This is a genomic window from Labilibaculum sp. K2S, from assembly GCF_030372765.1.
Lineage (GTDB): Bacteria > Bacteroidota > Bacteroidia > Bacteroidales > Marinifilaceae > Labilibaculum.
Genome location: NZ_JAUCMW010000015.1, coordinates 66,370 through 91,850 on the forward strand (window position 1 = coordinate 66,370; position 25,481 = coordinate 91,850).

At 35.6% G+C, this 25,481-nt stretch carries 20 protein-coding genes; 16 read left to right on the forward strand and 4 right to left on the reverse strand.

Translation table 11 applies throughout. The features are described 5' to 3' along the window. Window positions 1-21: 21 nt before the first annotated feature. Entirely contained in the window at window positions 22-1,077 is a 1,056-nt protein-coding gene (gene rfbB, locus QUH73_RS15430) for a dTDP-glucose 4,6-dehydratase (protein ID WP_289531340.1), read from the reverse strand. A gap of 247 nt (window positions 1,078-1,324) precedes the next feature. Here rfbB and QUH73_RS15435 point away from each other — a divergent pair, with 247 nt between their 5' ends. Next, entirely contained in the window at window positions 1,325-2,269 is a 945-nt protein-coding gene (locus QUH73_RS15435) for an SPOR domain-containing protein (RefSeq protein WP_289531341.1), read from the forward strand. 62 nt (window positions 2,270-2,331) lie between these two features. Here QUH73_RS15435 and metG read toward each other — a convergent pair whose 3' ends face one another. Further along, window positions 2,332-4,362 (reverse strand): methionine--tRNA ligase, encoded by a 2,031-nt coding sequence (metG, locus tag QUH73_RS15440; RefSeq protein WP_289531342.1) that lies wholly within the window; start codon window positions 4,360-4,362, stop codon window positions 2,332-2,334. 205 nt (window positions 4,363-4,567) lie between these two features. Between metG and QUH73_RS15445 the strand changes: the two genes are divergently transcribed. Continuing rightward, on the forward strand, window positions 4,568-5,482 hold the full coding sequence (locus tag QUH73_RS15445) for a S66 peptidase family protein (protein WP_289531343.1): 915 nt from the start codon (window positions 4,568-4,570) through the stop codon (window positions 5,480-5,482). A 14-nt stretch (window positions 5,483-5,496) separates the two neighbouring features. After that, window positions 5,497-5,862, forward strand: a complete 366-nt coding sequence (locus QUH73_RS15450; RefSeq protein ID WP_289531344.1) for a YraN family protein — start codon at window positions 5,497-5,499, stop codon at window positions 5,860-5,862. Here QUH73_RS15450 and QUH73_RS15455 read toward each other — a convergent pair. Then, window positions 5,859-6,260: a response regulator gene (locus QUH73_RS15455; RefSeq protein ID WP_289531345.1), complete on the reverse strand. Its 402-nt coding sequence runs from the start codon at window positions 6,258-6,260 to the stop codon at window positions 5,859-5,861. The two genes, QUH73_RS15450 and QUH73_RS15455, sit on opposite strands and share 4 nt — an antisense overlap. A 295-nt stretch (window positions 6,261-6,555) precedes the next feature. On the opposite strand from QUH73_RS15455, the gene QUH73_RS15460 reads away from it, so the two are divergent. From QUH73_RS15460 to galE, 13 genes are all read left to right on the forward strand, one after another. Then, the gene (locus QUH73_RS15460; RefSeq protein WP_289531346.1) at window positions 6,556-6,912 is read left to right on the forward strand and encodes an MmcQ/YjbR family DNA-binding protein; all 357 of its coding nucleotides are present in this window, start codon (window positions 6,556-6,558) and stop codon (window positions 6,910-6,912) included. 58 nt (window positions 6,913-6,970) lie between these two features. Next, on the forward strand, window positions 6,971-8,152 hold the full coding sequence (locus QUH73_RS15465; RefSeq protein WP_289531347.1) for an aminopeptidase C: 1,182 nt from the start codon (window positions 6,971-6,973) through the stop codon (window positions 8,150-8,152). Between the two features lie 204 nt (window positions 8,153-8,356). Then, window positions 8,357-8,911 carry an RNA polymerase sigma-70 factor gene (locus QUH73_RS15470; protein ID WP_289531348.1) on the forward strand — a complete coding sequence of 185 codons (555 nt, stop codon included), beginning with the start codon at window positions 8,357-8,359 and terminating at the stop codon, window positions 8,909-8,911. A gap of 112 nt (window positions 8,912-9,023) precedes the next feature. Continuing rightward, on the forward strand, window positions 9,024-10,202 hold the full coding sequence (locus QUH73_RS15475) for a FecR family protein (RefSeq protein WP_289531349.1): 1,179 nt from the start codon (window positions 9,024-9,026) through the stop codon (window positions 10,200-10,202). Between the two features lie 94 nt (window positions 10,203-10,296). Then, entirely contained in the window at window positions 10,297-13,956 is a 3,660-nt protein-coding gene (locus QUH73_RS15480; RefSeq protein ID WP_289531350.1) for a SusC/RagA family TonB-linked outer membrane protein, read from the forward strand. 19 nt (window positions 13,957-13,975) lie between these two features. Beyond that, window positions 13,976-15,526, forward strand: coding sequence for a RagB/SusD family nutrient uptake outer membrane protein (locus QUH73_RS15485; protein WP_289531351.1), 1,551 nt, complete (start codon window positions 13,976-13,978; stop codon window positions 15,524-15,526). A 24-nt stretch (window positions 15,527-15,550) separates the two neighbouring features. Next, complete coding sequence (locus QUH73_RS15490; protein WP_289531352.1) at window positions 15,551-16,438, forward strand: zinc-binding metallopeptidase; 888 nt, start codon at window positions 15,551-15,553, stop codon at window positions 16,436-16,438. 5 nt (window positions 16,439-16,443) lie between these two features. Continuing rightward, window positions 16,444-17,691, forward strand: coding sequence for a DUF4302 domain-containing protein (locus QUH73_RS15495; RefSeq protein ID WP_289531353.1), 1,248 nt, complete (start codon window positions 16,444-16,446; stop codon window positions 17,689-17,691). 178 nt (window positions 17,692-17,869) lie between these two features. Continuing rightward, a complete protein-coding gene (locus QUH73_RS15500) occupies window positions 17,870-18,883 on the forward strand; it encodes a GntR family transcriptional regulator (RefSeq protein WP_289531354.1) in 1,014 nt (337 codons plus the stop codon). 100 nt (window positions 18,884-18,983) lie between these two features. Further along, complete coding sequence (locus QUH73_RS15505) at window positions 18,984-20,147, forward strand: galactokinase (RefSeq protein WP_289531355.1); 1,164 nt, start codon at window positions 18,984-18,986, stop codon at window positions 20,145-20,147. A 94-nt stretch (window positions 20,148-20,241) separates the two neighbouring features. Then, entirely contained in the window at window positions 20,242-21,303 is a 1,062-nt protein-coding gene (locus QUH73_RS15510) for a UDP-glucose--hexose-1-phosphate uridylyltransferase (RefSeq protein ID WP_289531356.1), read from the forward strand. A 2-nt stretch (window positions 21,304-21,305) separates the two neighbouring features. Beyond that, a complete protein-coding gene (locus tag QUH73_RS15515) occupies window positions 21,306-22,967 on the forward strand; it encodes a sodium/sugar symporter (RefSeq protein ID WP_289531357.1) in 1,662 nt (553 codons plus the stop codon). Window positions 22,968-23,056: 89 nt separating this feature from the next. After that, window positions 23,057-24,079, forward strand: coding sequence for a UDP-glucose 4-epimerase GalE (gene galE / locus QUH73_RS15520; RefSeq protein ID WP_289531358.1), 1,023 nt, complete (start codon window positions 23,057-23,059; stop codon window positions 24,077-24,079). A 100-nt stretch (window positions 24,080-24,179) separates the two neighbouring features. On the opposite strand, the gene QUH73_RS15525 is transcribed toward galE, so the two are convergent. Next, the gene (locus QUH73_RS15525) at window positions 24,180-25,163 is read right to left on the reverse strand and encodes a LuxE/PaaK family acyltransferase (RefSeq protein ID WP_289531359.1); all 984 of its coding nucleotides are present in this window, start codon (window positions 25,161-25,163) and stop codon (window positions 24,180-24,182) included. Between the last annotated feature and the right edge of the window lie 318 nt (window positions 25,164-25,481).

Below are 25,481 nucleotides of genomic sequence, written 5' to 3' on the forward strand. Positions count from 1 at the left end.
TGTTTCACATCGCTCTTCTTTTTATCGGTTAGTATATTGTTGTTCGTAGAACTTTTCGTAGTCACCCGACAGAATATTTTCCATCCAGTCTGAATTTTTCAGATACCAGTCAATTGTTTGCTCAAAACCTTCTTCGAATTGAATGCTTGGTTTCCACCCCAATTCTTTTTCAATTTTTGATGCATCTATAGCATAACGTTGGTCATGACCTGCTCTGTCCTTCACAAAAGTGATTAGTTGCTGCGAACTTCCTGTTTCACGATTCAGTTTCTGATCCATAATATCACAAAGTTTTTTCACTAAATCCAAGTTAGTCCATTCGTTATCTCCTCCAATATTATAGGTCTCTCCAATTTTCCCATCATGATAAATGGAATCAATAGCCAAAGCATGATCTTCCACAAACAGCCAGTCTCTTATATTATCTCCTTTGCCATAAATAGGCAATGGTTTAGAATTTTTAATGTTATTTATTACCAAAGGAATGAGTTTTTCGGGAAACTGATTTGCACCGTAATTATTGGAGCAATTCGACAAAACAACCGGAAGTTTGTAGGTGTGAAAGTAAGCTCGCACCAAATGGTCTGAGCTTGCTTTTGAAGCCGAATACGGACTTCTCGGATCGTAAGAAGTTGTTTCGGTAAATTTTCCTGTTTTTCCTAAGGAACCGTATACTTCATCAGTGGAAATATGATAGAATTTTTTACCTTCCATATCGTTGACCCAACATTCTTTAGCTGCACTAAGAAGGTTTACAGTCCCAACAATATTGGTCATAATAAAGGCTAAAGGATCTGAAATTGATCTATCGACATGAGACTCTGCGGCTAAATGCAGAACACCTTCAAATTTATAATCTTTAAAAAGGTTTGATACGAATACCAGGTCTGTAATATCACCTTTTATAAAAGTGTAATTTGCTTTGGAGTCGATATCTTTTAAATTCTCAAGGTTCCCGGCATAAGTCAGTGCGTCAAGGTTAATGATTTGATAATTTGGATATTTGTTTACAAACAGACGTACCACATGAGAGCCAATAAATCCGGCACCTCCCGTAATTAATATATTTTTTTTCACGTTCAGATAATTTTTATAGTTATTTCACCTTAAAATACTCATAATATTTTCAAGGGTGAAAAATATTGGAAACAGTTTAAGTATTATTTTGATTGATATCAAAAATACAATAATTTACTTGACAGCTTCTCTTTCTAAAGGATGCATAATTCTTTTTGTGTTACGAAAGGCTTGGTTTATAGTTGATTACTTTTTTTACGATAAATTCAATTTGAGTGGTATGTATTTTTGATTATATTTGTGTATTATGCTGGAAGTATCAAAATATATTAAAGACCTTTTATTTATTCATGATTGCGTGATATTACCTGGGTTTGGTGGATTTGTTGCCAACTATAAACCTGCTAATATCGACGATAATTTGAATATTGTTTTTCCTCCATCCAAAGCTATTGGATTTAACCGTAATTTATCGAAGAATGATGGTTTGCTGATTAATAGATTGGCTGAATCGGAAAATCTGAGTTATTCAGAGGCTGAAAAATCTGTTCAGTTTTTTACTGAAGATATCCGTGTACGAATACAGCGTGGCGAAAGAGTTGTGTTGGATCAGATAGGATGTTTTTATAATGACAGAAGGCATAACATGCTGTTTGAGCCTTCAAAAGAGCTTAATTATTTGGTAGATGCATTTGGTTTGGAGCAAATAGATCTTCCTAAACTATCCTTATCTATAGAAGAAAAAATTCATCCGTCAATTATATCTCAAGCTAAAGTAAGGACACTTTTTACGACAAAACGTTTGTGGTATGCTGCAGCAGCTATTCCTTTTGTATTGACAATTGCCTTGCTTCCGATGAATTCTGAACGTTCATTCCTTGGTAACGAAGCTTCTATGGGAATGATGGAAGGAAAGAAAGAAATTACAGAGAAAATTATTCAATTAAAACCTGTAATTTCTCCACCGGAAGAAATGGTGATATTTGAGCCTAAGCTTACAAAAGAAGTGAAACTGGATGAGTTGTGTGAAGGCAGATTTTATTTGATTTCGGGTAGTTTTACTTCAATGAAAAATGCAGAAATATTAAAACAGGAATTGATTTCTAAATCTTATCCTGCTGTGATAATTAAAAATAAAAATTTGTATTCTGTTGCGATCAATCAATTTGAGAAGAGAACAGATGCAGATCAATTTAAAAAGAAGGTAATTGCTAAGAATTCAAAAGCTTACTGCTGGGTTCTGAAAAAATAATAATCTAAAAAAACGCTTTCTATCGGAAAGCGTTTTTTTTATCTTAAATTTTCAGTCCTGAATTATCTGATTTCAGAACCGGGTTTTATATTTTGATCCGGAGAAACAAAAGATAATTTTCCATCGGCATCTTCAGCCATCAAAATCATCCCCTGAGATTCAATTCCTTTTAATTGTTTTGGCTCCAGATTCACTAGTATACTAACCTGCTTGCCAATAATTTCTTCAGGTTTGTAGTGTTCTGCAATGCCGGAAACAATAGTTCTTTGATCAATTCCAGTATCAACAGTTAGCTTTAAAAGCTTTTTTGTTTTTGCCACCTTTTCAGCAGCTGTAATTGTTCCAACACGAACATCCAGCTTCATGAAATCATCGAAGTTGATATTTTCTTTGGCTGGAGCAACTACTTTTTTCTCTGCTTCGTTAGCTGCTTTTGTTGCCAAAAGCTTGTCTACCTGAGCTTGTATTGTTTCATCTTCAATTTTTTCGAAAAGTAACGATACTGTATTTATTCGATGACCATCTGCTATAACATTAGCACCAATATTTTCCCAGGCCAGAACTTCGATGTTCAAAAACTCACGAAGTTTGTTGGCAGTAAATGGCAAAAACGGCTCGATTAAGGTCGACAGATTAGCTGTAATCTGAAGACTAATATTCATGATCGTTTTAACTCTTTCTTCATCTGTCTTAATCAGTTTCCATGGTTCTGTATCTGCTAAATACTTATTTCCCAAGCGCGCTAAATTCATTGCTTCTTTTAGTGCTTCACGGAAATGGTAAGTTTCAAGGTTTTTTTCCACTTGTTCTTTAAGAACAGGAATCTGGGCTAATGTTTCTTTATCGAAATCGGTTAATTCTCCTTGTGCAGGAATTATTCCATTGTAGTATTTGTGAGTAAGAACTAAAGCACGATTCACAAAGTTTCCTAGAATTGCTACCAGCTCATTGTTGTTTCTTGCCTGAAAATCTTTCCAGGTAAAGTCATTATCTTTAGTTTCCGGAGCATTTGCAGTCAAAACATATCTTAAAACGTCTTGCTTATCTGGGAATTCCTCCAAATATTCATGCAGCCAAACTGCCCAATTTCTACTTGTCGAAATTTTGTCCCCTTCCAGGTTTAAGAATTCGTTGGCAGGAACATTTTCTGGTAAAATATAAGATCCTTCAGCCTTAAGCATAGCTGGGAAAATAATGCAATGGAATACGATATTGTCTTTTCCAATGAAATGAACCATTTTCGAATCATCAGCTTTCCAGTATTTTTCCCAATCAGGGGTTAATTCTTTTGTGGCCGAAATATATCCTATTGGAGCATCGAACCAAACGTAAAGAACTTTTCCTTCTGCGCCTTCAGCAGGAACAGGAACACCCCAATTTAAATCACGGGTTACTGCTCGTGGATGCAATCCGGTATCCAACCATGATTTACATTGTCCGTAAACATTTGGTTTCCATTCTTTATGATCTTCTAAAATCCATTTCTTTAGATCATTCTCATATTTATCTAAAGGTAAATACCAGTGTTTGGTTTCTTTTAATTCTGGCTTATTTCCTGTAATCGAAGAGGTAGGATTGATTAGATCAGTTGCATTTAGTGAAGTTCCGCAACTTTCGCATTGGTCACCATATGCACCGTCGTTGTTACAATGAGGACAAGTTCCGGTAATATATCTGTCTGCAAGGAATTGATTTGCAACAGCATCATAATATTGCTCACTTGTTTTTACGATAAACTCACCTTTTTCATTTAAGGTCTTAAAAAATTCAGAGGCAGTTTCGTGGTGTGTTTCTGAACTTGTTCTGGAATAAATGTCAAACGTAATTCCGAACTTCTCAAATGAATCTTTTATGATATTGTGATATTTATCCACAACATCCTGCGGGGTAATACCTTCCTTTTGTGCCTTAATAGTAATAGGTACACCATGTTCGTCTGAACCTCCAATTAGTAGTACATCTTCTCCTTTCATTCTAAGGTATCTTGTGTAGATATCTGCAGGAACATATACTCCAGCCAAATGACCAATATGAACCGGTCCGTTTGCATAAGGTAAAGCCGTGGTTACAAGTGTTCTATTAAATTTCTTCATTTGTGATTATATTTTTTCTTAAGGAATTGCCTTTTATTGTTTTGAGATTAAGGATTCCTCTGTTAATTTTGTTTACTGATTATTGTTCAAAACTTTGACTTTTGGTCGAATTGTTTGCAAAGATAAGATAGAATTGGCAAAAATGTAGTTATCCATTTGTATTTTATTCTTAATTTGTTCTTACTTCAAAAAAAACTAAATAGATATGTATCAGCCGGCTGCTTTAGTAAAAGGAGATAAAATTGGAATCATATCGCCTGCGGGAAAAATTAATCCCGAAAAGGTGGGAATTGCTGTTGTTAGGTTGGAAGATGCGGGCTACAAAGTCGTTCTGGGTAATCATGTTTTTGATGTTGAAAATCAATTTGCAGGCAGTGATATGAATCGGTTGTGTGACTTTCAGCTTATGTTAGATGATCCCGAAATAAAAGCAATTCTCTGTGCCAGAGGTGGATATGGTAGTGTGCGAATATTGGAGCATTTAGATTTTGACTTGTTTATTCGCAATCCAAAATGGATCGTGGGATATAGCGATATTACTGTATTTCATAGCTATTTGAACAACATATTAGGAGTGGAAAGTTTACATGGGATTATGCCTGTTAATTTTCCTTCAGAGAAGGAGGAAGAGAATAATTCGGTATCAACTCTTTTGCATTCATTAGCTGGTGATTTGGAAAATTATGAAATTTCTTCTCACGAATTAAATCGAAATGGGGTAACAGAGGGAGAATTGATTGGGGGAAATTTATCTATTCTTTATAGTTTACGGGGAACCGTAATGGATTTTGAATCGGATGGGAAAATTCTTTTTATTGAGGATGTTGGAGAAGAATTGTATCATTTGGATCGAATGATGAAGAATTTGAAAATGGGTGGTAAATTATCTGAACTTCAGGGATTTATTGTTGGAGGGATGAGCGATATGAAGGCTGGAAATCCTGATTTTGGGAAAACTGCTTATGAAATCATTTTAGAGTCCGTTGAGAATTATTCTTATCCGGTTGTTTTCGATTTTCCTGCCGGTCATATCAAGGAAAATTGGGCTTTGCCGTTTGGAAGATTTTTAAGGTTGAATGTAAGTGAAAAAGGAGTGAAGTTTACATGGGATAAATGTTAGGGAATGGAATAATTATGGCTGCACACAATGACTTAGGGAAAATGGGGGAAGACCTTGCTGCGAAGCATCTGCTTGAAAATGGATATAAAATTCTGGATCGTAATTGGATCTATCAAAAGAAGGAGTTGGATATTGTAGCTGTAAAAGATGATCTTTTGGTTGTTGTGGAAGTAAAATCGAGATCAACCGAATATTTTGAGCACCCGGCTGATGCCATTACACTCTCAAAAATTAAATTTTTGGTACGCGCAACACAGGGGTATGTCGATTTAAAAGAAATAGTACAAGAAGTACGATTTGATGTAATAAGTGTGATAAAAAAAGAGTCAAAATTTGTAATTGAACACATCGAAGATGCTTTTAGCGCACCAGTTGATTAATCGGCAAGATATTTATCGATAGTTGATAAAAGTTCCTCAAAACGAATTGGTTTGGATAGATAATCGTCACATCCGGCATCCAATATGCGTTCCTTGTCCCCTTCAAGTGCATATGCAGTTTGAGCAATAATTGGAATTTTTTTATGATTTTTTTTGATTCTGCGGGTGGCTTCACACCCGTCCATTATAGGTAATCTAATATCCATTAAAATGACATCGATATCATCTGATTCTTCAATGATATCAACCGCTTCTTTACCATTTTTCGCCCACAACAGTTTCGACTCAGTTCTACTTAGAGCTGCATCGAAAAACATGTTGTTTATCTCTTCATCTTCAACAATGAGAATTCGTTTGTTTTTCCAATTGTATTTTTGGGCGTAGCCAGTTTCTTTCATGAGTATATCTATCTATTTCTTACTTTTCTGTGAACTAAATATACAAAATTGAGAGAAGTAAAAAAAAAATCATTTGTTTCTTGGTTAAAAATATTTTTTTAGCGTTTAACAAAAGCCTCGTTAGTACTATTAACAGTTGAATTCTGTTTATAGCAAGGAGGTTTATGTTTGCAAATTTACAGGGACTTAAGAACCACATTTGTCTTCATCTTAATACATGAAAATTTAGGCTTTTATTTAAAAGTATTTATATTTGTTTTCATTGTTTAAATTGCAATCTAACAAATATATACAAATGAATATTGAGGAATTAAGAGAGTATTGTCTTTCAAAAATTGCTGTAAGTGAGGGATTTCCATTTGATGAGGAAACCTTGGTTTTTAAGGTGTTGGATAAAATGTTTTTGCTCACAAATATAACAGGTGAACTTCAAATGAATGTGAAGTGTGACCCCGAAAAAGCCATTGAGTTACGGGAGATGTATTCTTCGGTATTGCCTGGATATCATATGAATAAAAAATATTGGAATACGGTTGTATTAAATGGTAGTGTATCTGACAGGCAACTTGAAGAATGGATTAACGACTCGTATGATCAGGTTGTGAATAAGATGACTAAAAAGAAACAGAATGAATTAATGAATTTGAAATAGACTAAATAATAAGGTCCTTTAGATTATAATATACTAACAACAAATAAGTACTAAAACGATGAAGAAAACATTTTTAACAATCATTATTCTTGCCTTTTTTAGTGTTAATCTGACGATAGCACAAGAAACAACGAAAGAGGAAAAGGTTTATTCTACATTGGTAGATATTCCTACAACATCAGTTAAAAATCAGCAAAGTACAGGAACCTGCTGGTGCTTTGCCGGAATCTCGTATATCGAAACAGAATTACTGCGCATGGGAGCTCCAGCGATTGATTTATCAGAAATGTATATTGTTCGATTAGCTTATTCTCAGAAAGCCAAAAGATATTTTCGTTATCATGGCAAAGGAAACTATAGTGAAGGCGGACAAGCTCATGATGTTCTAAATGTGGTAAAAGAAAATGGATTTGTTCCGGAAAGTGTTTATTCCGGGAATAGGTATGGCGGCGGTTTTCACATCCATAAAGAGATGGTTCAATCGACCAAAGCTATGCTGGATGAGGTTATTAAAAATCCAAATAGAAAAATCACACCTGTTTGGGAGGAATCTGTAAATGCAGTGTTGGATACTTATATGGGAAAAGTGCCGAGTAATTTTGAATTGGATGGAGTTGAATATACTCCTGTTTCTTATGCAGAGAAGTTTGGCTTTAATCCGAATGATTACATTGAATTGACTTCTTATAATCATCATCCTTTTTATCAGAAAATTAATTTGGAGATTCCGGATAATTGGTCAGATGATTTGTATTATAATGTACCAATGGATGATATGATGGAGGTAATTAACTATGCTCTTAATAATGGCTTTTCAGTTTGTTGGGACGGCGATGTCAGCGAAAAAGGATTTTCTCATCGAAATGGGTATGCTGTTTTGCCATCAGAAAAAACTGTAGATATGACTGATTCTGAAATTGCAAAGTGGGAAAAAGATATTGCAAAGTATGAAAAAGGAAAAAGTAAAAAAGATATTGAGCCCGAAGTAAGTCAAGAGCTTCGTCAGGTCACCTTTGATGATTTTGAAACGACAGATGATCATTTGATGCATTTAACAGGAATTGTTAAGGATCAGTATGGAACGATTTATTATAAAACAAAAAATTCCTGGGCCGAAAACAGCAATCAATTTGGTGGCTATTTAAACATGAGTGAAGCTTATGTGAAGCTTAAAACGGTTGCTGTAATGGTTCATAAAGATGCCATACCTAAAGAATTGAGAAAGAAATTGGGATTGTAATAAGGATTGGTAAATAAGTGAAAGGATGTTCGTTGGACATCCTTTTTTTTGTATCAGTGATTTAAAAATTTGAATTTTATTTTGTGCATTAAAAAGTAAATTTTAGATCGTTTAAGGAAAATACTTGGTTGATAATTAGCATTATTCTGAAAATAATTTATAATATTGTTAGACCTGTTTTAATATTATTAACCACTACCAATTATGAAAACCTTTGATCAAACTTTCCTAAAGTTATTTAGGAATGGTAATCAGGACTCATTTAAAATCTTGTACGACAAGTATTTTGATGCGCTGTTTCTGTTTGGTAATAAATATGTTTCGGCACAAGATGTTGTTGAAGATATAATTCAGGAAAGTTTTATTAAAATTTGGGAAAAAAGATCATCTTTTTATCATGAAGGGGCAATGCGCGCATTTTTGTACAAAACAGTTCGTAATTCATGCTTAAATCAAATTGAACATCAAAAAGTCCGTAAATCTTACGAGGGGCAATCCGATAAAAATATCTGTGATGAGGATTACTTTCTTCATAATGTGATTGAAGAAGAAGTGAGTCGAATTATTAAGGAAACAGTTCATAAATTGCCTGAATCAGCCAGATTAATTTACTTATTAAGCCTAAAGGGATTAAAAAATGCTGAAATAGCTGAAGATTTGGATATATCTATCAATACTGTTAAGACGCAAAAGCAAAGAGCAAGTAAATTTTTAAAAGAGAATTTAAAGAATTTGTTCTCGATTCTATACTTCATTTAGAATTGAGTAGAAGCGAAATATTAAAAAGGGTGGTAAAAGTTAAAACTTTTGTCACCCTTTTTTTCATGTCACCTGTTATAATAAATGTTAATCGCACACAGAAAATTGTAATATGACTAATTTACCATCTGGTTTTAAAATTGCAGATTTAATTGTGAAGAGGCTTGAGGGGAAGCTGAACGCAGAAGAAGAGCAGTTTTTGGAGGAATGGAAATACGCGAGAGAGGAAAATCTTGTGCTTTTTCATAAACTTGCTCAAAACCCGGAGAAACTGTACTTCAAGAAAGAAGTAAAACTTGAAAGTGCAAATAAAGAAGATGTTTGGAGGCAAATACAAACTAAAGTACGAAGAGACAGGCGAATTCAATTAAAGCAACAGGTAATGAAAATTGCTGTAATGCTGATTGTTGCCGTAGGTGTTGGAGGCTTTTTGTATACTATTAGCAACAATCCTGTTCACGATGAGCCCATTGCTATTTTGCCTGGTAAAAATCAAGCCCTGCTGGTATTAAGCGGTGGTGAGAAATATCAGTTGAGCGAGAAAGTTAATCTGGAAGAAAAAGGTATGCAGATATCTAATAATTCTAAAGAGTTGGTTTATAGTAAGGTTGCAAAAAATGTAAGTGAGGAACAGCTGACATACAATACCATTATTATTCCCAAAGGCGGTGAATACAAGCTGACACTTGCTGATGGAACTAAGATTTGGTTGAATTCAAATTCTAAATTGAGATATCCTTCTCAGTTTGGAACGGGAGTGAGAAAAGTACAATTGGAAGGGGAAGCCTTTTTTCAGGTGGCAAAAGATAAGGAACATCCATTTATTGTTGATGTAACTACTGCTGAGGTTAAAGTTTTAGGAACGTCCTTTAATGTAAATGCATATAACGATCAGGATGAGATTTTCACGACTTTGGTTGAAGGCAAGGTTGAGGTTAACGATGATTTTCGTGGTACTAGTCAGAAATTATTACCGAATGATCAATTGTGTTTTAATAAATTGAATGGTAAAACTTCAAAAAAGATTGTTGACACAAGATTATATACGGCTTGGAAAGACGGACGTTTTGTTTTCGAAAACAAAAATTTGGAGGATATAATGATTAGATTGTCAAGATGGTATGATGTTGATGTGTTTTTCTTGACCAATTCCATAAAACAATTAAAATACACAGGAGATGTTGCCCGCTATGATAATATTAACAGCATTCTTGATATGATAGAAGTAACTGAAAAAGTAAAATTCACAATAAAAGGTCGTAGTGTTATGATCGAAGAAAATCGCAAATAAAAAAGCCGGAGTTTGCAGCCACAAACCCCGGCAAAGTCAATAAACATTTCTTTTTGAGGAGAAATGTAGTACTAACCAAATCACATTCAAAATTATGAAAAAAAATCGGGAAAAGTCTTTTATGCAGAAAAGAAAACCATTTCTTGCAAAAAGACTCTTGCTTTTGTTTCTGGTAGTTAATGTCTTTAGTTTTCAGACATTAGCAAACCTTCAGGGCGAAATTCTGGAGTTGGAAATGACAGGAGGTTCTTTAATTGAGGTTTTCGCAAAAGTTAAGGAGAAAACCAATTACACATTTCTTTACAATGTTGATGACATTAAAGAAGTGAATAACGTTACTATAAGCGCTTCACCCAAAAGCGTTCAAACCATATTAACGGATTGTTTAAAAGATACCGGACTTACGTACGAAATTAGAGACGAGGTAATTATTATTAAGCCGGAAGCTAAACCTGTAACTCCTGCAAAGGAAGCAAAACCTGTTGTGGAGGAAAAAAAGGTTGGCGGTGTTGTAACTGATAATACAGGTGTCGGGGTACCAGGTGTTTCTGTTTTTATTAAAGGTACAAGTATTGGAACTACCACAGATATTGACGGAAAATACAACATTCAATTGCCGGATGCATCAGAGGCCATTTTGGTTTTCTCATTTATTGGTATGGACACTCAGGAAATCACTGTTACGAATCAAAAAGTAATAGATGTTGTTCTTACTGCCGGTTCAGAACAAATTGATGAGGTTGTTGTGACTGGTATGGCCGTATTTGATAAGCGTTTGTTCACAGGAGCAAGTGAGAAATTAAAGGGTGACGAGATAAAATTGGCTGGTTTAGCTGATGTAAGTAGAGGATTGGAAGGTAGAGCGGCAGGCGTATCTGTACAAAATGTATCGGGTACATTTGGTGCAGCACCGAAAATTCGTGTACGTGGTGCTACCTCTATTTATGGTAGTTCAAAACCTTTATGGGTAGTTGATGGTGTTATTCTGGAAGATGTTGTTGAACTGAGTTCCGACGCTCTTTCTTCGGGAGATGTAAATACATTGATTAGTTCAGCTGTTGCAGGATTAAATGCAAATGATATTGAAAGTTTTGAAGTGTTGAAAGATGGTTCAGCAACTTCAATTTATGGTGCCAGAGCTATGGCTGGGGTAATTGTAATTACCACTAAGAAAGGTAAGGCTGGAGTTAGTAGAATAAATTATACAGGAGAATATACTTATCGATTAACTCCATCGTATAATGATTTTAATATCATGAACTCGCAGGAGCAGATGTCCGTTTATGAGGAGATGCGCGAAGGTGGTTGGTTGAATTATGCAGATGTAGCCAATGCTAACGAGAGTGGAGTTTACGGAAGAATGTATCAAATGCTTAATCAAACTGATGCTTCTGGAAATTTTTTATTGGCCAATACTAATGAGGCAAAAGCAGCCTTTCTTCGTAAGGCAGAATATAGAAATACAGATTGGTTTAAGGAATTGTTCAATACCAATATTATGCAAAGTCATTCGGTGAGTATGTCATCAGGGACCGAAAAATCGACTTATTATGCTTCCATTAGTGCATTGGTTGATCCGGGATGGACTCAATCGAGTAAGGTAAATCGCTATACTGCAAATTTTAAATCGAATTATAAGATTTTGGATAATTTGTCAATTAATACTATTAGTAGTGCGTCATATCGTAAGCAAAAAGCACCGGGAACTTTGGGGCAAGAGACTGATGAAGTTACAGGTAAAGTAAAAAGGGATTTTGATATTAATCCATATTCTTTTGCTTTAAACTCATCTCGAACCCTTGATCCAGATGCTTTTTACACTCGCAACTATGCACCATTTAGCATCAAAAAGGAATTAAATGAGAACTATGTAGATTTGAACGTCGCTGATGTAAAATTTCAAACTGAGTTGAATTGGAAGGTAACGTCTAAAGTTGCTTTGAGTGCATTAGGTGCTATCAAGTATTCGTCAACTTCACAAGAACACAATATTACCGAGTTTTCGAATCAAGCAGAAGCGTATAGGGCTATGCCAAATTCAACCATTCGGGATAAAAACTCTTTCCTATATACTGATCCTGATGATCCATATGCGTTGCCAGTAAGCATTTTACCACAAGGAGGTATTTATAAACGTACCGATTATAATATGATTGGTTATGACTTTAGGACTACTGCTTCTTACAAAGATGTATACAATGATGTTCATATCTTGAATCTGTATGGAGGAATGGAGATCAATTCTGCTGACCGTAAAAGAACAAATAATACAGGTTGGGGAATGCAATACTCTATGGGTGAGATTCCTTTTTATGACTATCTGTTGTTTAAAAAAGGAATTGAAAACAACAACCTGTACTACGGTATGGAAAATACAAGATACCGTAATTTAGCTTTCTTTGGGAATGCTACTTATTCGTACAAAGGAAAATATACACTTAACGGTACCCTGCGTTACGAAGGATCTAACAAATTAGGAAAATCAAATAGTGCCCGTTGGTTACCAACATGGAATATATCTGGAGCATGGAATGCTCATGAGGAGGTATTTTTTGAACAATTAAAACCTGTTCTTTCGAATTTTACATTGAAGGCATCATATAGTTTAACTGCTGACAGAGGACCTACTAATGTAACAAATTCTTTAATCGATATCAGAAGTAAGACCCCTTGGAGACCAACTGCTGGAGTTAAAGAAAGTGCATTATATATTAAATCTTTGGAAAATAGTGAACTAACTTACGAGAAAAAGCATGAATTTAACGTTGGTGCAGAGGTTGGGTTTCTGAATAACCGTATTAACACGACAGTAGATTGGTATACCAGAAATAACTACGATTTGATTGGTATTGTAAATACTCAAGGTCTTGGAGGTGAAGTTGAAAAATTTGGTAATGTTGCTACTATGAATTCGCATGGTTTTGAGTTTTCTGTTTCTTCAAAGAACATAAATACTAAAGATTTTTCATGGATAACTAACTTTGTTTACTCAAAAGCCATAAATAAGATTACAGATTTGACAACTCAATCGAAGGTTATTGATATGGTTAAAGGAAATGGATTTGCCCGTGAAGGTTATGCGGTTCGCTCTATTTTTTCAATTCCATTTAAAGGTCTTAATGATCAGGGATTACCAACATTCTTAGATCAAAATGGAGATATTACTGTTAGCGATGTCTATTTTCAGGAAAGAGAGAATCTTGATTTCTTAGAGTACTCTGGTTCTGCAGACCCTACGGATATTGGTAGTTTAAGTAATATATTTACTTATAAAGGTATTTCTTTAAATGTTTTCATGACCTATTCATTTGGAAATGTGGTTCGTTTAGATCCTGTCTTTAGTAATTCGTATTCAGATCTGATTGCTCTTCCTCGTGAATTTAAAAATCGTTGGGTAAAACCGGGTGATGAAAAATATACAAATATTCCTGCTCTTGCCACAAGTAGACAAGAAGATAATATTGGTAGATCTGACTTGGCTATAGCATATAATGCTTACAACTATTCTTCGGCTCGAATTGCTAAAGGTGATTTTGTAAGAATGAAAGAGATATCAATTGGATATGCATTTCCAAAAACTTTAGCTACCAAGATGGGAGTGAATACTTTATCTGTTAAAATACAGGCAACCAATTTGTTTTTATTGTATTCTGATGATAAATTGAATGGTCAGGATCCAGAATTCTTTAATTCAGGAGGGGTGGCAACACCAATACCAAAGCAGTTTACTTTTACTTTAAATTTAGGTTTATAAAAGCAAAAAAGTTATTAACATGAAGAAAATAAATATATTATATATTGTCCTGCTTTCTTTGTTTGCCATTTCGTGTGATAGTTATCTTGACGAAACCCCAGACAACAGAGCAGAGGTAGATAGCCAGATCAAAATTAGAAAATTGTTGGTTTCAGCCTATTCGGAAGGGAGTCCTACATTGGTTACAGAGTTATCTTCGGATAATATTATTGACATGGGAAGTTCTAATCCAAATACGACTCGTTTTTATGAGCAATTGGCTAATTGGGAATCTGTAACAGAAACAGATAACGATGATCCTAAAAGTGCATGGGAAGCTTCGTATGGCGCAATAGCTAACTCGAATGAAGCCTTGGCAGCTATTGAAAAACTTGGTAGTGAGAATTTGTTGCCAGAAAAAGGTGAAGCCTTAATAACAAGAGCTTATGCTCATTTTGTTTTGGTTAATGTGTTTTGTAAACATTACAATTCACAGTCGAGCGCTACTGATTTGGGAATTCCTTATATGGAAAAATCAGAAACAACTCTTAATCCAAAGTATGAGAGGGGTACTGTAAAAGAAGTTTATGAAAAAATTAATGCTGATATTGAAGCTGCATTGCCTTTAATTAGTGATGATATGTATGAAGTTCCCGCATATCATTTTACAAAAAAGGCTGCTTATGCTTTTGCTGCTCGTTTTAATTTGTATTACGAACAATGGCAAAAAGCAAAAGATTATGCAAGTACTGTGTTAACTGTAAATCCTGCTACACTGTTAAGAAGTTGGGATGACTTAGGCGCCCTGCCACGCTCACCAGGTCCTGTTACAAATGCATATATTAATAATTCGGCTAATCTGTTAGTTCAAACTGATGGATCCAATTTGGGATTGTATTTTGGAGCATATTATACAGGATCTCGTTTTAATCACTCAAGAAAAATTGCAGATGAGGAAACCTTATTTGCGCCTGCTCCTTGGGGTGGAGTGGCTAGTTCCGCCTATCATTTAAGGCCTTTTGTATACTCAGGCAACAATTTGGATAAAACTCTATTCATGAAAATCCCTTATCTGTTTGAATATACTGATCCTGTAGCTGGAATAGGTTATCGAAGAACTGTTGTAGTACCGTTTACAACGGATGAAACTTTATTGGTTCGGGCAGAAGCTGAAGTAATGCTGGGAGAAAATGATTTGGCTATGACTGACCTAAATACATGGAGTAAGAATTTCTTTGTAGATAAGGAGACAACATTGGAAGCTGTGAATACGTTTTATTCAAATTTGCCTTATTCAACAGCTGATGTTCCCACACAAAAAAAAGTGTTAAATCCCAAGTTTACGTTAGCTGCTGGTGTACAAGAGAATTTAATTCACTATGTACTTCAGTGTCGTAGAATTTTAACCTTACATGAAGGTTTGCGTTGGTTCGATATTAAACGTTATGGCATTGAAATAAATCGTCAGCAAATTCAGTCTGATGGTACTACAGCCATTGTGTTGGATGTGTTGAAAGTGGATGATTTACGTAGAGCTATTCAGTTGCCTCAAGATGTGATTGATGCAGGTTTGGTTTCAAATCCACGATAAATAATAATTCTTAAAATAAATATTATGAACAAAATAAAATATTGGTTGTTCGTTATGGTTATGGTATTCGTTTTGAGTGCTTGTTCCGAAGATGATGAACCAAATCCAGATGAAAGTGTGATTAGCGTTGAAGCTGCTGAAAAAAATGATTTTGACAGATATTTAGAAAAAACGTTTGTTGATACCTATAATATCAGTTTTCAATATAAATTGCAGGATATAGAATCGGATATGAATTATGCCTTAGTGCCTGCATCTTATGAGAATTCTATTAAAATGGCAAACTTGATTAAGTATTTGTGTTTAGATGCTTATGAAGAAGTTGCACCTGAAGGATTCTTAAAGAAATATTTTCCTAAAATGTTTATGATGGTTGGTTCTGCTGGTTGGCATAACAATGGAACTTATACACTAGGTACCGCTGAAGGAGGATTGAAAATCACACTGTACTTAATTAATGATTTAGATGTTACAGATGTTCAGACTCTGTATTCACATTATTTTCGAACTATTTTTCACGAGTTTTCTCATATTTTACATCAAACCAAAGATTACACAACTGATTTTGATAAAATATCAGTAACAGATTATGTTGGAGATTCATGGAATGATGCCTGGGATGGACAATCTTCTTTAGCCAGAGGTTTCATTAGTGATTATTCCAGCAAGGAAGCAAACGAAGATTTTGTGGAGTTGATCGCTCATTACATAACCAATACACCAGAATCTTGGGACGCAAAAATTGAACCCGCAGGTGATACAGGTAAAGCAATTTTAGCGCAGAAGATGGCGATTATAAAATCTTATTTGAAAGAGGTTTGGAACATTGATATTGATGCTTTACGCAATGCAATTCAAACTCGGGCTGAGAAGTTGGGTGAACAAGATCTTGATAATATAACTATAGAATAAGAACTATGAAAAAAAATATTTATATAGTACTGTTTGGTTTGTTATTAAGTATGGGTGTTGTTTCATGTGACAATAATACCGATTTACTTTTTGATGAATCTGCAGCACAGCGAAAAACAACTGCTATTACTGAGTATAACGAAGCCTTAAAATCTGCTGATCAAGGATGGTTATTTCAATATTTTCCAGAGGAGACTCAAAAATATGGCGGATATAATTATGTGGTGAAATTTAATCAGCATGATAGTGTTACCGTTTGGTCTGAATTAATGCCGGATGTAACCAAACCAGAAATATCTTTTTACGATGTGATTTCTTATGGTGGACCAGTGTTAACATTTAATACTTATAACCCACTTATGCATTATTTTGCTAATCCTTCAGCTGGAGAATACCTTGCAAAAGGGGGTGATTACGAGTTTTTAATCATGTCGAACGAAAAGGATGTGATGACTGTAAAAGGTATTAAGACGGGAAATACGATGCATTTGATAAAGATGAATGAGCCTGTTGATGTTTATTTAAGTAAGTTGAAAGGAAATACTGATTTTATTGGGCAGGGATCCTTTGATGCTAATGTAGATGGGACTGAAGTTTCAGTACAGGAAATGAATCGTAATTTTACCTTTAGCTATTCTGAGAATGACGAAGTAAAGTCGGTTACGGCACCATACATTGTTACTGAAACAGGATTGTCATTTTATGAGCCAGTGGAGATTTTGGGGCAAACTTTTCAGGATTTTACTCTGGACAAAGCGTCTTATCAGTTAATTTCCAACGAAGGAGATATGAAGATTATCATTGTTATACCTCCTATTGATTTGAATCAAGCTACTTGGTATTTAGATATCAGCACTGAAACTGATCGTTCGGATGCTGTGTTGGCTGGTTGGCAAGCTGCCTATGATGCCAATGATCAGGCTTGGGGTGAACAATTAGCTAGTTTTATTGCAATGGGTGAGGCTAGTGCTACCTATGGTGATTATGGAATGTCGTTTTATTCATATCCTGGACCATATCGTTCTCACTATAACATAGCTTTTGGCGGTGTTGCAGGTCATTCTGATTATCTTGATATAATTAAGCTATCAGCTGGTTTCAATTGGAATTGGTATACACACCTTTCTGTTATGGTAGATTTGGTAGTGGATAATGCTCCGTATATTGTTGAAATAGATGATCCGGAGGCTCCAATGGTAGTAAAATTAACCAGTGTTGCAAATTCTGATGTTTGGTTTATTCTTCGAAAATAAACTTAAAGAATTTTTATAAACAGTTTAGTATGTGGTTAAAAAGACAGTCCTTGTGGCTGTCTTTTTTTTTGGTTGATACTTTTAATGGAATAAATCGACCAGATCACCAACCAGTACCTAACAGTTGAAAAAATGATTATATTTGTTTTTTCAATTACGATCTAAATATCAATGCAATATGCCATCGAACATCTTTACAGTATCTGCAGAGTCTGGAATTCCTAAGTACAAACAGTTGATAAATTCTTTGTATCAATCTATTGAAAATGGGGATGTTGCTATTGGCGATCAGTTGCCTTCAATTAATGCGATTTGTAAGGAATTCAATTTGTCCAGAGATACTGTATTGGTTGCCTTTAATGAGTTAAAGGCTCGTGGTGTTATTTCATCTGTACCGGGAAAAGGATATTATTTGGAGAGCAATATTACTCAGCTGAAGCACAAAATTTTCTTGTTGTTCGAGGAGTTTAATGTATTTAAGGAGATTTTGTACAATTCATTTTTAGAAAGTTTAAAGGGGCTGGCTACTGTTGATATTTACTTTCATCATTTTAATGAAAGGGTATTTAAAGAGTTGATTGAGAATAACAATGGGAAATATACGTCCTACGTTATTATGCCGGCAAAATTTACAGATGCCTATTCGGTACTAAAACAGTTGCCTCAGGATAAAGTGTACATTTTGGATCAAACCAATGCAAATTTAAAGAAGCATTATCCTGCAGTCTATCAGAATTTCGAAAAGGACGTTTTTACTGCACTTTCTTCAGGAGTTGATTTGTTAAAGAAATACAGGAAGTTGTTTTGGGTTTTTCCTGGGGGAAAAGAACCGGTTGGACAGATGAAGGGATTTAAGAAATTCGCAAAAGAGTTTGCAAGCCAATGGGAATTTAAAGTAATTGAAAGTATTCAGGGACATGCAATTAGTAAATCAGAGGCGTACATAGTTCCCAATGACAATGACCTGGTCTATTTGGTAAAAGAGGCAAATAGTAAGCGGTTTAAAATAGGAGAAGAGCTTGGGATTATTTCTTACAATGACACACCGCTAAAAGAAGTTGTTGCCGATGGAATAACAACGATAAGTACTGATTTTAAAGAGATGGGAGAAATCTTGGCAGAAATGGTGTTGGGATCGAAAAAAGACTTGATAGAGAATGAATCCCGTTTGATTCGTAGAGGATCTTTGTAGGGAAATTAAAACAGATAAATTTCAAATAGTAAAAATTTTTTTGGGAATTAATTAAAAACATCTATATTTACCGACCAGTACCAACCAGTAAGAAAAAGTTATGCGTGTTGATAATTTGAAAAAAGAGTTTGAAAATTTTTATGGAGCCGGTGATTGTAATGTCTATTTTTCGCCGGGCAGGGTAAATTTAATTGGAGAACATACTGATTATAATGGGGGATTTGTTTTTCCATGTGCATTATCATTCGGGACCTATTGTTTGATTCGTAAAACTGAACGAAAGTCTTTCCGTTTTCGCTCCTTGAATCAGGAGATTGTACAGGAAATTGATTTGGATTCTTTATGCAATCCTTTGCCTAAAGGAACATGGGTAAATTACGCAATTGGTGTAATTGCTCAGTTTGTGAAGAACGGACAAAAGCCTAATACCGGTGCCGACATTTTAATTTGGGGAAATGTGCCAAATGGTGCAGGTTTATCTTCCTCTGCTTCATTGGAAGTGGTAACAGGTGTTGCAGTTAATGAGGAATTTCAGTTTGGTCAGGATCGGTTGACCATCGTAAAGTACAGTCAGAAAGCAGAGCATGAATTTGCAGGTGTGATGTGCGGAATTATGGATCAATTTGCTTCCGGAATGGGAAAAAAGGATCATGCAATTTATTTGAACTGTGATAGTCTTGAGTACGAATTGGTACCTGTAAAACTATCAGGAGTTAAAATTATTATCGGAAATACAAACAGTCCGCATAGTTTGGATGCGGGAAAATACAATGAACGGGTTGATGAATGCCGGGCTGCTGTTGATGCAATTACCCCCTCAAAGTTAATTGCCAACTTGGGTGAATTAAGTCCGGCAGAATTCAACTCTTTATCAGCAAGTATTGAAAACGATATTGTACGAAAAAGAGCCCGCCACGTGGTTAGTGAAATTGAGCGTACTAAAAAAGCAGTTGAAGAATTAAAATTGGGTAACTTGTTGGCTTTTGGGGAATTAATGAATCAATCGCACGATTCGCTTCGCGATGATTATGAGGTGACTGGAAATGAGTTGGATGCAATGGTTACTGCAGCCCGAAAAATTGAAGGAACCATTGGTTCCCGAATGACTGGAGGTGGTTTTGGTGGTTCAACAGTAAGTTTGGTAAAAGATGAATTTGTTGATGAATTTATTGAAAAAGTGGGCGCCGAATATTTCGAAAAAACGGGAATAAGAGGAGAGTTTTATGTTGCTGAAATTGGCGATGGAGGCAAACGTGTAGAATAATGAGTGTTGAATTATGAACTAAAGAGAATTGTTTTTAACAGATGAGTAAAAGCTTTCTTTTTAGTTCATAACTCATAATCAATAATTGATAATGATGGATAAGTTTGATTATATAGAGAATCCTCACAGAAGGTACAATCCTTTAACCGGAGAATGGATATTGGTTTCGCCTCACAGATCGAAACGGCCTTGGCAGGGACAGGTTGAAAAAGTAGTGGAAGATGTTCGTCCGCCTCATGATCCAAATTGTTACCTATGCCCGCGTAATGAGCGTGTTGGAGGCGAAAATAATCCTGATTACAAGGATGTGTACTCTTTTCAGAACGATTTTAGTGCTTTGCTGCAGGATACTCCGAAAGGGAAATTTGAAGATGGTGAACTTTTTAAAGCGGAGAGCGAATCAGGAGTATGTAAAGTGCTTTGTTTTAGTCCTGATCATAGTTTAACAGTTCCGGAAATGGAAGTGGATAATATCCGTAAAGTGGTTGATCTTTGGTGTAAAGAATACGACGAACTGGGATCCAGAGAGGACATTGGCTATGTTCAGATATTTGAAAATAAGGGTGCTATTATGGGATGTTCGAATCCGCATCCGCATGGTCAAATATGGGCTTCGGCATTGGTTCCTTTAGAAACTTCGAAAGAATCGGAAACTCAGAAAGAATATTTCGATAAGCACGGAAGAACTATGCTGTTCGATTATTTGAATAGTGAATTGGAGAAGAAAGAACGTATTTTAGTTGAAAATGATTCGTTTGTTGCTCTGGTTCCGTTTTGGGCAGTATGGCCTTTCGAAACCATGATTATTAGTAAAAGACCAGTTTCTAACTTATTGGAATTAACCGATGAGGAAAAAACTGATTTAGCAGATATATATAAGAAACTGACAATAATGTATGATAACTTATTTGAGGTTTCTTTTGCGTACTCAGCAGGATTGCATCAAGCACCAACCGATGGTGAAGAGCATCCGGAGTGGCACTTGCACATGCATTTCTATCCACCATTATTACGCTCGGCTAGCGTTAAAAAATTTATGGTTGGATACGAAATGTTGGGCACGCCGCAAAGAGATATCACAGCCGAAGGTGCAGCATTGCGATTACGGGAACTTTCGAAAGTACATTATAAATCAAAAACTAATAAACATCCTTAAATATGGAAAATGCGTTTTCAACTCTGGATTATATCATCTTTATTTTATATGGATTAGTAATTGTTGGAGTAGGCTTATGGGTATCCCGCGATAAAGAGGGACATCAAAAAAATGCCGATGATTACTTTTTGGCTAGTAAATCGTTGCCATGGTGGGCAATTGGAGCTTCCTTAATTGCTGCAAACATTTCTGCAGAGCAGTTTATTGGAATGTCAGGTTCTGGTTTTGCAATTGGTTTGGCTATTGCTTCCTACGAATGGATGGCTGCTCTAACTTTAATAATTGTAGGTAAATACTTTTTGCCAATTTTTATTGAAAAGGGATTGTATACCATTCCTGAGTTTGTGGAGAAACGGTTTTCGACCAATCTGAAAACCATTCTAGCCGTATTTTGGATTGCATTGTACGTATTTGTAAACCTAACTTCTGTACTTTATTTGGGAGCATTGGCTATGGAAACGATTATGGGGATTCCTATGATATATGGAATTCTTGGTTTGGCTTTGTTTGCTGCCAGTTATTCTCTTTACGGTGGACTTTCTGCTGTGGCATGGACTGATGTTATTCAGGTTGTATTTTTAATCATGGGAGGTTTGATTACAACCTATTTGGCCTTAAATAATGTATCTGGTGGTGAAGGTGTTGTTGCGGGCTTTAAACACATTTATGAAGCGGCTCCGGATAGTTTTCAAATGATTTTGGATAAAGCAAACAGTCAGTATGTAAATCTTCCTGGAATTGGAGTAATTGTTGGGGGTTTATGGGTTGCAAATTTATATTATTGGGGATTTAATCAATACATTATTCAAAGAACTTTGGCTGCAAAATCTTTGGGCGAAGCTCAAAAAGGAATTGTATTTGCAGGTGTTCTGAAATTGATCATTCCTTTAATTGTTGTGATTCCTGGTATTGCTGCTTTTGTAATGGTTAACGATCCTGCAATTATGGCTCGCTTGGGTGTGGGAGCGATGGATAACATTCCAACAATGGATGCTGCGGATAAAGCATATCCATGGTTATTGCAGTTTCTTCCGTCAGGATTGAAAGGGGTAGCTTTTGCTGCGTTGGCTGCGGCTATTGTATCTTCATTGGCATCTATGTTGAATTCTACTTCAACTATTTTCACAATGGATATTTACAAACCATATATTAATCCGAATGCTACCGATAAGGAAACTGTAAATGTTGGTCGTCTTTCTGCTGCAGGTGCTTTATTAATCGCTGGAATTGTTGCTCCGTTATTGGGAGGTATAGATCAGGCATTTCAGTTTATTCAGGAATATACCGGTGTGGTTAGTCCGGGTATTTTAGCTGTTTTCTTGTTAGGATTGTTCTGGAAAAAGACAACAAATAAAGGTGCTATTATTGGTGTTTTATCATCAATTCCTATTGCTATGTTCTTTAAAATTGGTCCAAAAGGCTGGTTGGCAGGAAGCTCTTTTGAAGGCATTTTCCCGAATGTTCCTTTTCTGGATCAAATGGGATATACTGCTTTGTTATCTGCAGCTGTTATTGTATTGGTTAGTTACATGCAAAACAAAGGGGCAGATGATGAAAAAGGAATTGAAATTAATAGAAAAACATTTGCTACAGGCAAGGTTTTCAATATTGTATCTTATGCGATCTGCATTGTTCTTGTTGTTTTGTATTCAATTTTTTGGTAGTAAAACTAAATAGTACATTCGATATTTTTGAATAAAGTTGAATGTATACTAATATAGGTGAAAGAAATAATTCTTTTAGAATCTAGATTATGGTGAATAAAGTATTAGTAACAGGGGGAACCGGATATATTGGTTCCCATACTGTAGTCGAACTTCAAAATAGTGGATGTGAAGTAGTGATTGCAGATAATTTATCAAATTCTAAAATTGAAGTTTTAGATGGTATTGAAGCAATTACCGGTATTCGTCCATTGTTCGAAAAGGTAGATTTAAGTTGTGCAAAAGAGTGTACAGAATTCTTCACGAAACATACAGGAATAAATGCAATCATTCATTTTGCAGCCTCAAAAGCGGTAGGGGAATCGGTTGTGAAGCCATTGTTGTACTACAGAAACAATTTGAATTCATTGATGAATATTTTGGAAGCAATGAAGGAATTTAATGTTCCCAATTTGGTTTTTTCTTCATCGTGTACGGTTTACGGACAGCCTGATAAATTGCCTGTAACAGAGGCCACACCTCGTAAAGAGGCAGAATCTCCTTACGGAAATACAAAAACGATTTGTGAAGATATCATAAGAGATACGACCAAAGCAAATCCGGAATTAAAAGGAATCGCCTTGCGTTATTTCAATCCGATCGGGGCTCATCCATCAACAAAAATTGGCGAATTGCCTTTGGGTGTTCCTGGTAATTTAATTCCGTTTTTAACACAAACAGTTGCAGGAATGCGTTCTGAGTTAAGTGTGTTTGGAAATGATTACAATACGCCTGACGGTTCTTGTATCCGCGATTATATTAATGTTGTTGATTTGGCTAAAGCTCATGTTGTAGCAATAAACAGATTGATCGGTGAAAAACAGAAGGCGAATTATGAATTCTTTAATATTGGAACAGGAAAAGGAGTTTCAGTATTGGAACTTATTGAATCGTTCGAACGGGCTACAGGAGAAAAAGTACCTCATAAAATTGTGGGACGACGCGCCGGTGATATTGAACAAATCTATGCAGACACTACTTTTTCAAATAAAGAATTAGGATGGAAATCTGAAAAAAGCCTTGACGAAACCTTGCTTTCAGCTTGGAACTGGCAGGTAGCTTTAAATAAATAAGCATTAAAAATCTAATGTTAGGTTCCTTTTGGTAGGGGGATCTATAAGCATCAAATAGAGTTGGTTTACATTCATTAAACTCTATTTGGTGTTTTCTTTTTTACTCATTCACCAGCAAATTGCAGCCTCTGATATCGGAATGGTCAAAACGACCCAGAATTTCGAAGCTTCCATCTGCATGAATCCGGCCCAAATCCTGTGTTTCGATAAAGGAACAAGAGTGTATGTTGGCCAGATCAATAACATTAACGCCTCCGCTTCTGCCTTGCTGTTCGTAAGAAAAAGGATCGTAAGTATCCCGAATCAATATCTTCATCCAGCTTGGCGTAAAAAACAGACTGTCTCCTTTCGAGTAAGCCTGCGATAAAAGTTCTGTCATTCCATATTCCGAATGAATTTTTCCAACACCCAATCGTTGGGTCAGAAAAGCATGCAATTCCTCTCGTGTAATTTCTTTTCTGCGTCCTTTCATTCCCCCCGTTTCCATTACTATTACGTCATCTAAATCTAGCTGGAATTTTTCAGCCAGATCGAGCAAAGCGAAACTGACACCTAACAAAAGAATCTTTTGATTCTGTTTTTTCAGATCAGAAATGGTCGCAATCAATTCTTCATGATTGTGCAGGTAAAAGCCACTTTTTTCATGTTTGCTGTCCTTTATCAACTTCTCCATCATATAAATAAGAGAAGAGCCTTCCCGCTCCAAATATGATGGCAATAGAGCCAGAATGCAGTAATCACTTACAGCTCCGTAGTATTGTTCAAATCCTTTGGTAAAGCTGGCTTCATAAATTTTTAAATCGGGCACATAGTGGCGGCTGGTTAAATTTCCTGTTGTTCCGCTGCTGGTGAAAATGGCTTGCTCCTTTTTAGTGGTAGAAACCACTTTGTGCGATTTAAAGAAATCAATGGGAAGAAAGGGAATTTGAGTAAGGGTTTTAACCGTTGAAATATCGAATTTTAAATGCTTCAGATATTCCTTGTAAACTATATTATTCGTTGCCTGATATTGAAAAATCCGTAGTGCTGTTTTTTCAAAATCATTTTCGTTTGTAATGGCAAATATTTCCTCTTCCCAATTCATTTATCTGATAGCTTAATGTTGATTTATTGACAAAGATAATTGAAAAACCTAAAGATGACAGTGCCCTTGCAAGGCTTATCTGTCAACTCCCACCTCATTGGGCCTTAATGTATGTCTGGGAAGTTTTGCCCTTTGTTCCGGGCAAACAACTTTGTGTCTTGGAGGTACTTCCTTCTGTCTTGGAAGAGTTGCTTTGGGTCTTGGAAGCACTGGCTGGTGTCTTGGAAATATTTTTGGCTTGTCTTGGAAGCACAGGCTGGTGTCTTGGAAGATTTTCAGATTGTCTTGGAAGAGTTGCTTTCTGTCTTGGAAAGTGTC

Bases quoted from the DNA above. Each gene is read 5' to 3' on its own strand.
- QUH73_RS15510 (WP_289531356.1), top strand. From the start codon at position 20,242: ATGGATAAGTTTGATTATATAGAGAATCCTCACAGAAGGTACAATCCT.
- QUH73_RS15505 (WP_289531355.1), top strand. From the start codon at position 18,984: ATGCGTGTTGATAATTTGAAAAAAGAGTTTGAAAATTTTTATGGAGCC.
- QUH73_RS15475 (WP_289531349.1), top strand. From the start codon at position 9,024: ATGACTAATTTACCATCTGGTTTTAAAATTGCAGATTTAATTGTGAAG.
- QUH73_RS15525 (WP_289531359.1), bottom strand. From the start codon at position 25,163: ATGAATTGGGAAGAGGAAATATTTGCCATTACAAACGAAAATGATTTT.
- QUH73_RS15435 (WP_289531341.1), top strand. From the start codon at position 1,325: ATGCTGGAAGTATCAAAATATATTAAAGACCTTTTATTTATTCATGAT.
- QUH73_RS15495 (WP_289531353.1), top strand. From the start codon at position 16,444: ATGAAAAAAAATATTTATATAGTACTGTTTGGTTTGTTATTAAGTATG.
- galE (WP_289531358.1), top strand. From the start codon at position 23,057: ATGGTGAATAAAGTATTAGTAACAGGGGGAACCGGATATATTGGTTCC.
- QUH73_RS15470 (WP_289531348.1), top strand. From the start codon at position 8,357: ATGAAAACCTTTGATCAAACTTTCCTAAAGTTATTTAGGAATGGTAAT.
- QUH73_RS15490 (WP_289531352.1), top strand. From the start codon at position 15,551: ATGAACAAAATAAAATATTGGTTGTTCGTTATGGTTATGGTATTCGTT.
- metG (WP_289531342.1), bottom strand. From the start codon at position 4,362: ATGAAGAAATTTAATAGAACACTTGTAACCACGGCTTTACCTTATGCA.
- QUH73_RS15455 (WP_289531345.1), bottom strand. From the start codon at position 6,260: ATGAAAGAAACTGGCTACGCCCAAAAATACAATTGGAAAAACAAACGA.
- QUH73_RS15450 (WP_289531344.1), top strand. From the start codon at position 5,497: ATGGCTGCACACAATGACTTAGGGAAAATGGGGGAAGACCTTGCTGCG.
- QUH73_RS15485 (WP_289531351.1), top strand. From the start codon at position 13,976: ATGAAGAAAATAAATATATTATATATTGTCCTGCTTTCTTTGTTTGCC.
- QUH73_RS15500 (WP_289531354.1), top strand. From the start codon at position 17,870: ATGCCATCGAACATCTTTACAGTATCTGCAGAGTCTGGAATTCCTAAG.
- QUH73_RS15465 (WP_289531347.1), top strand. From the start codon at position 6,971: ATGAAGAAAACATTTTTAACAATCATTATTCTTGCCTTTTTTAGTGTT.
- QUH73_RS15445 (WP_289531343.1), top strand. From the start codon at position 4,568: ATGTATCAGCCGGCTGCTTTAGTAAAAGGAGATAAAATTGGAATCATA.
- QUH73_RS15515 (WP_289531357.1), top strand. From the start codon at position 21,306: ATGGAAAATGCGTTTTCAACTCTGGATTATATCATCTTTATTTTATAT.
- QUH73_RS15460 (WP_289531346.1), top strand. From the start codon at position 6,556: ATGAATATTGAGGAATTAAGAGAGTATTGTCTTTCAAAAATTGCTGTA.
- QUH73_RS15480 (WP_289531350.1), top strand. From the start codon at position 10,297: ATGAAAAAAAATCGGGAAAAGTCTTTTATGCAGAAAAGAAAACCATTT.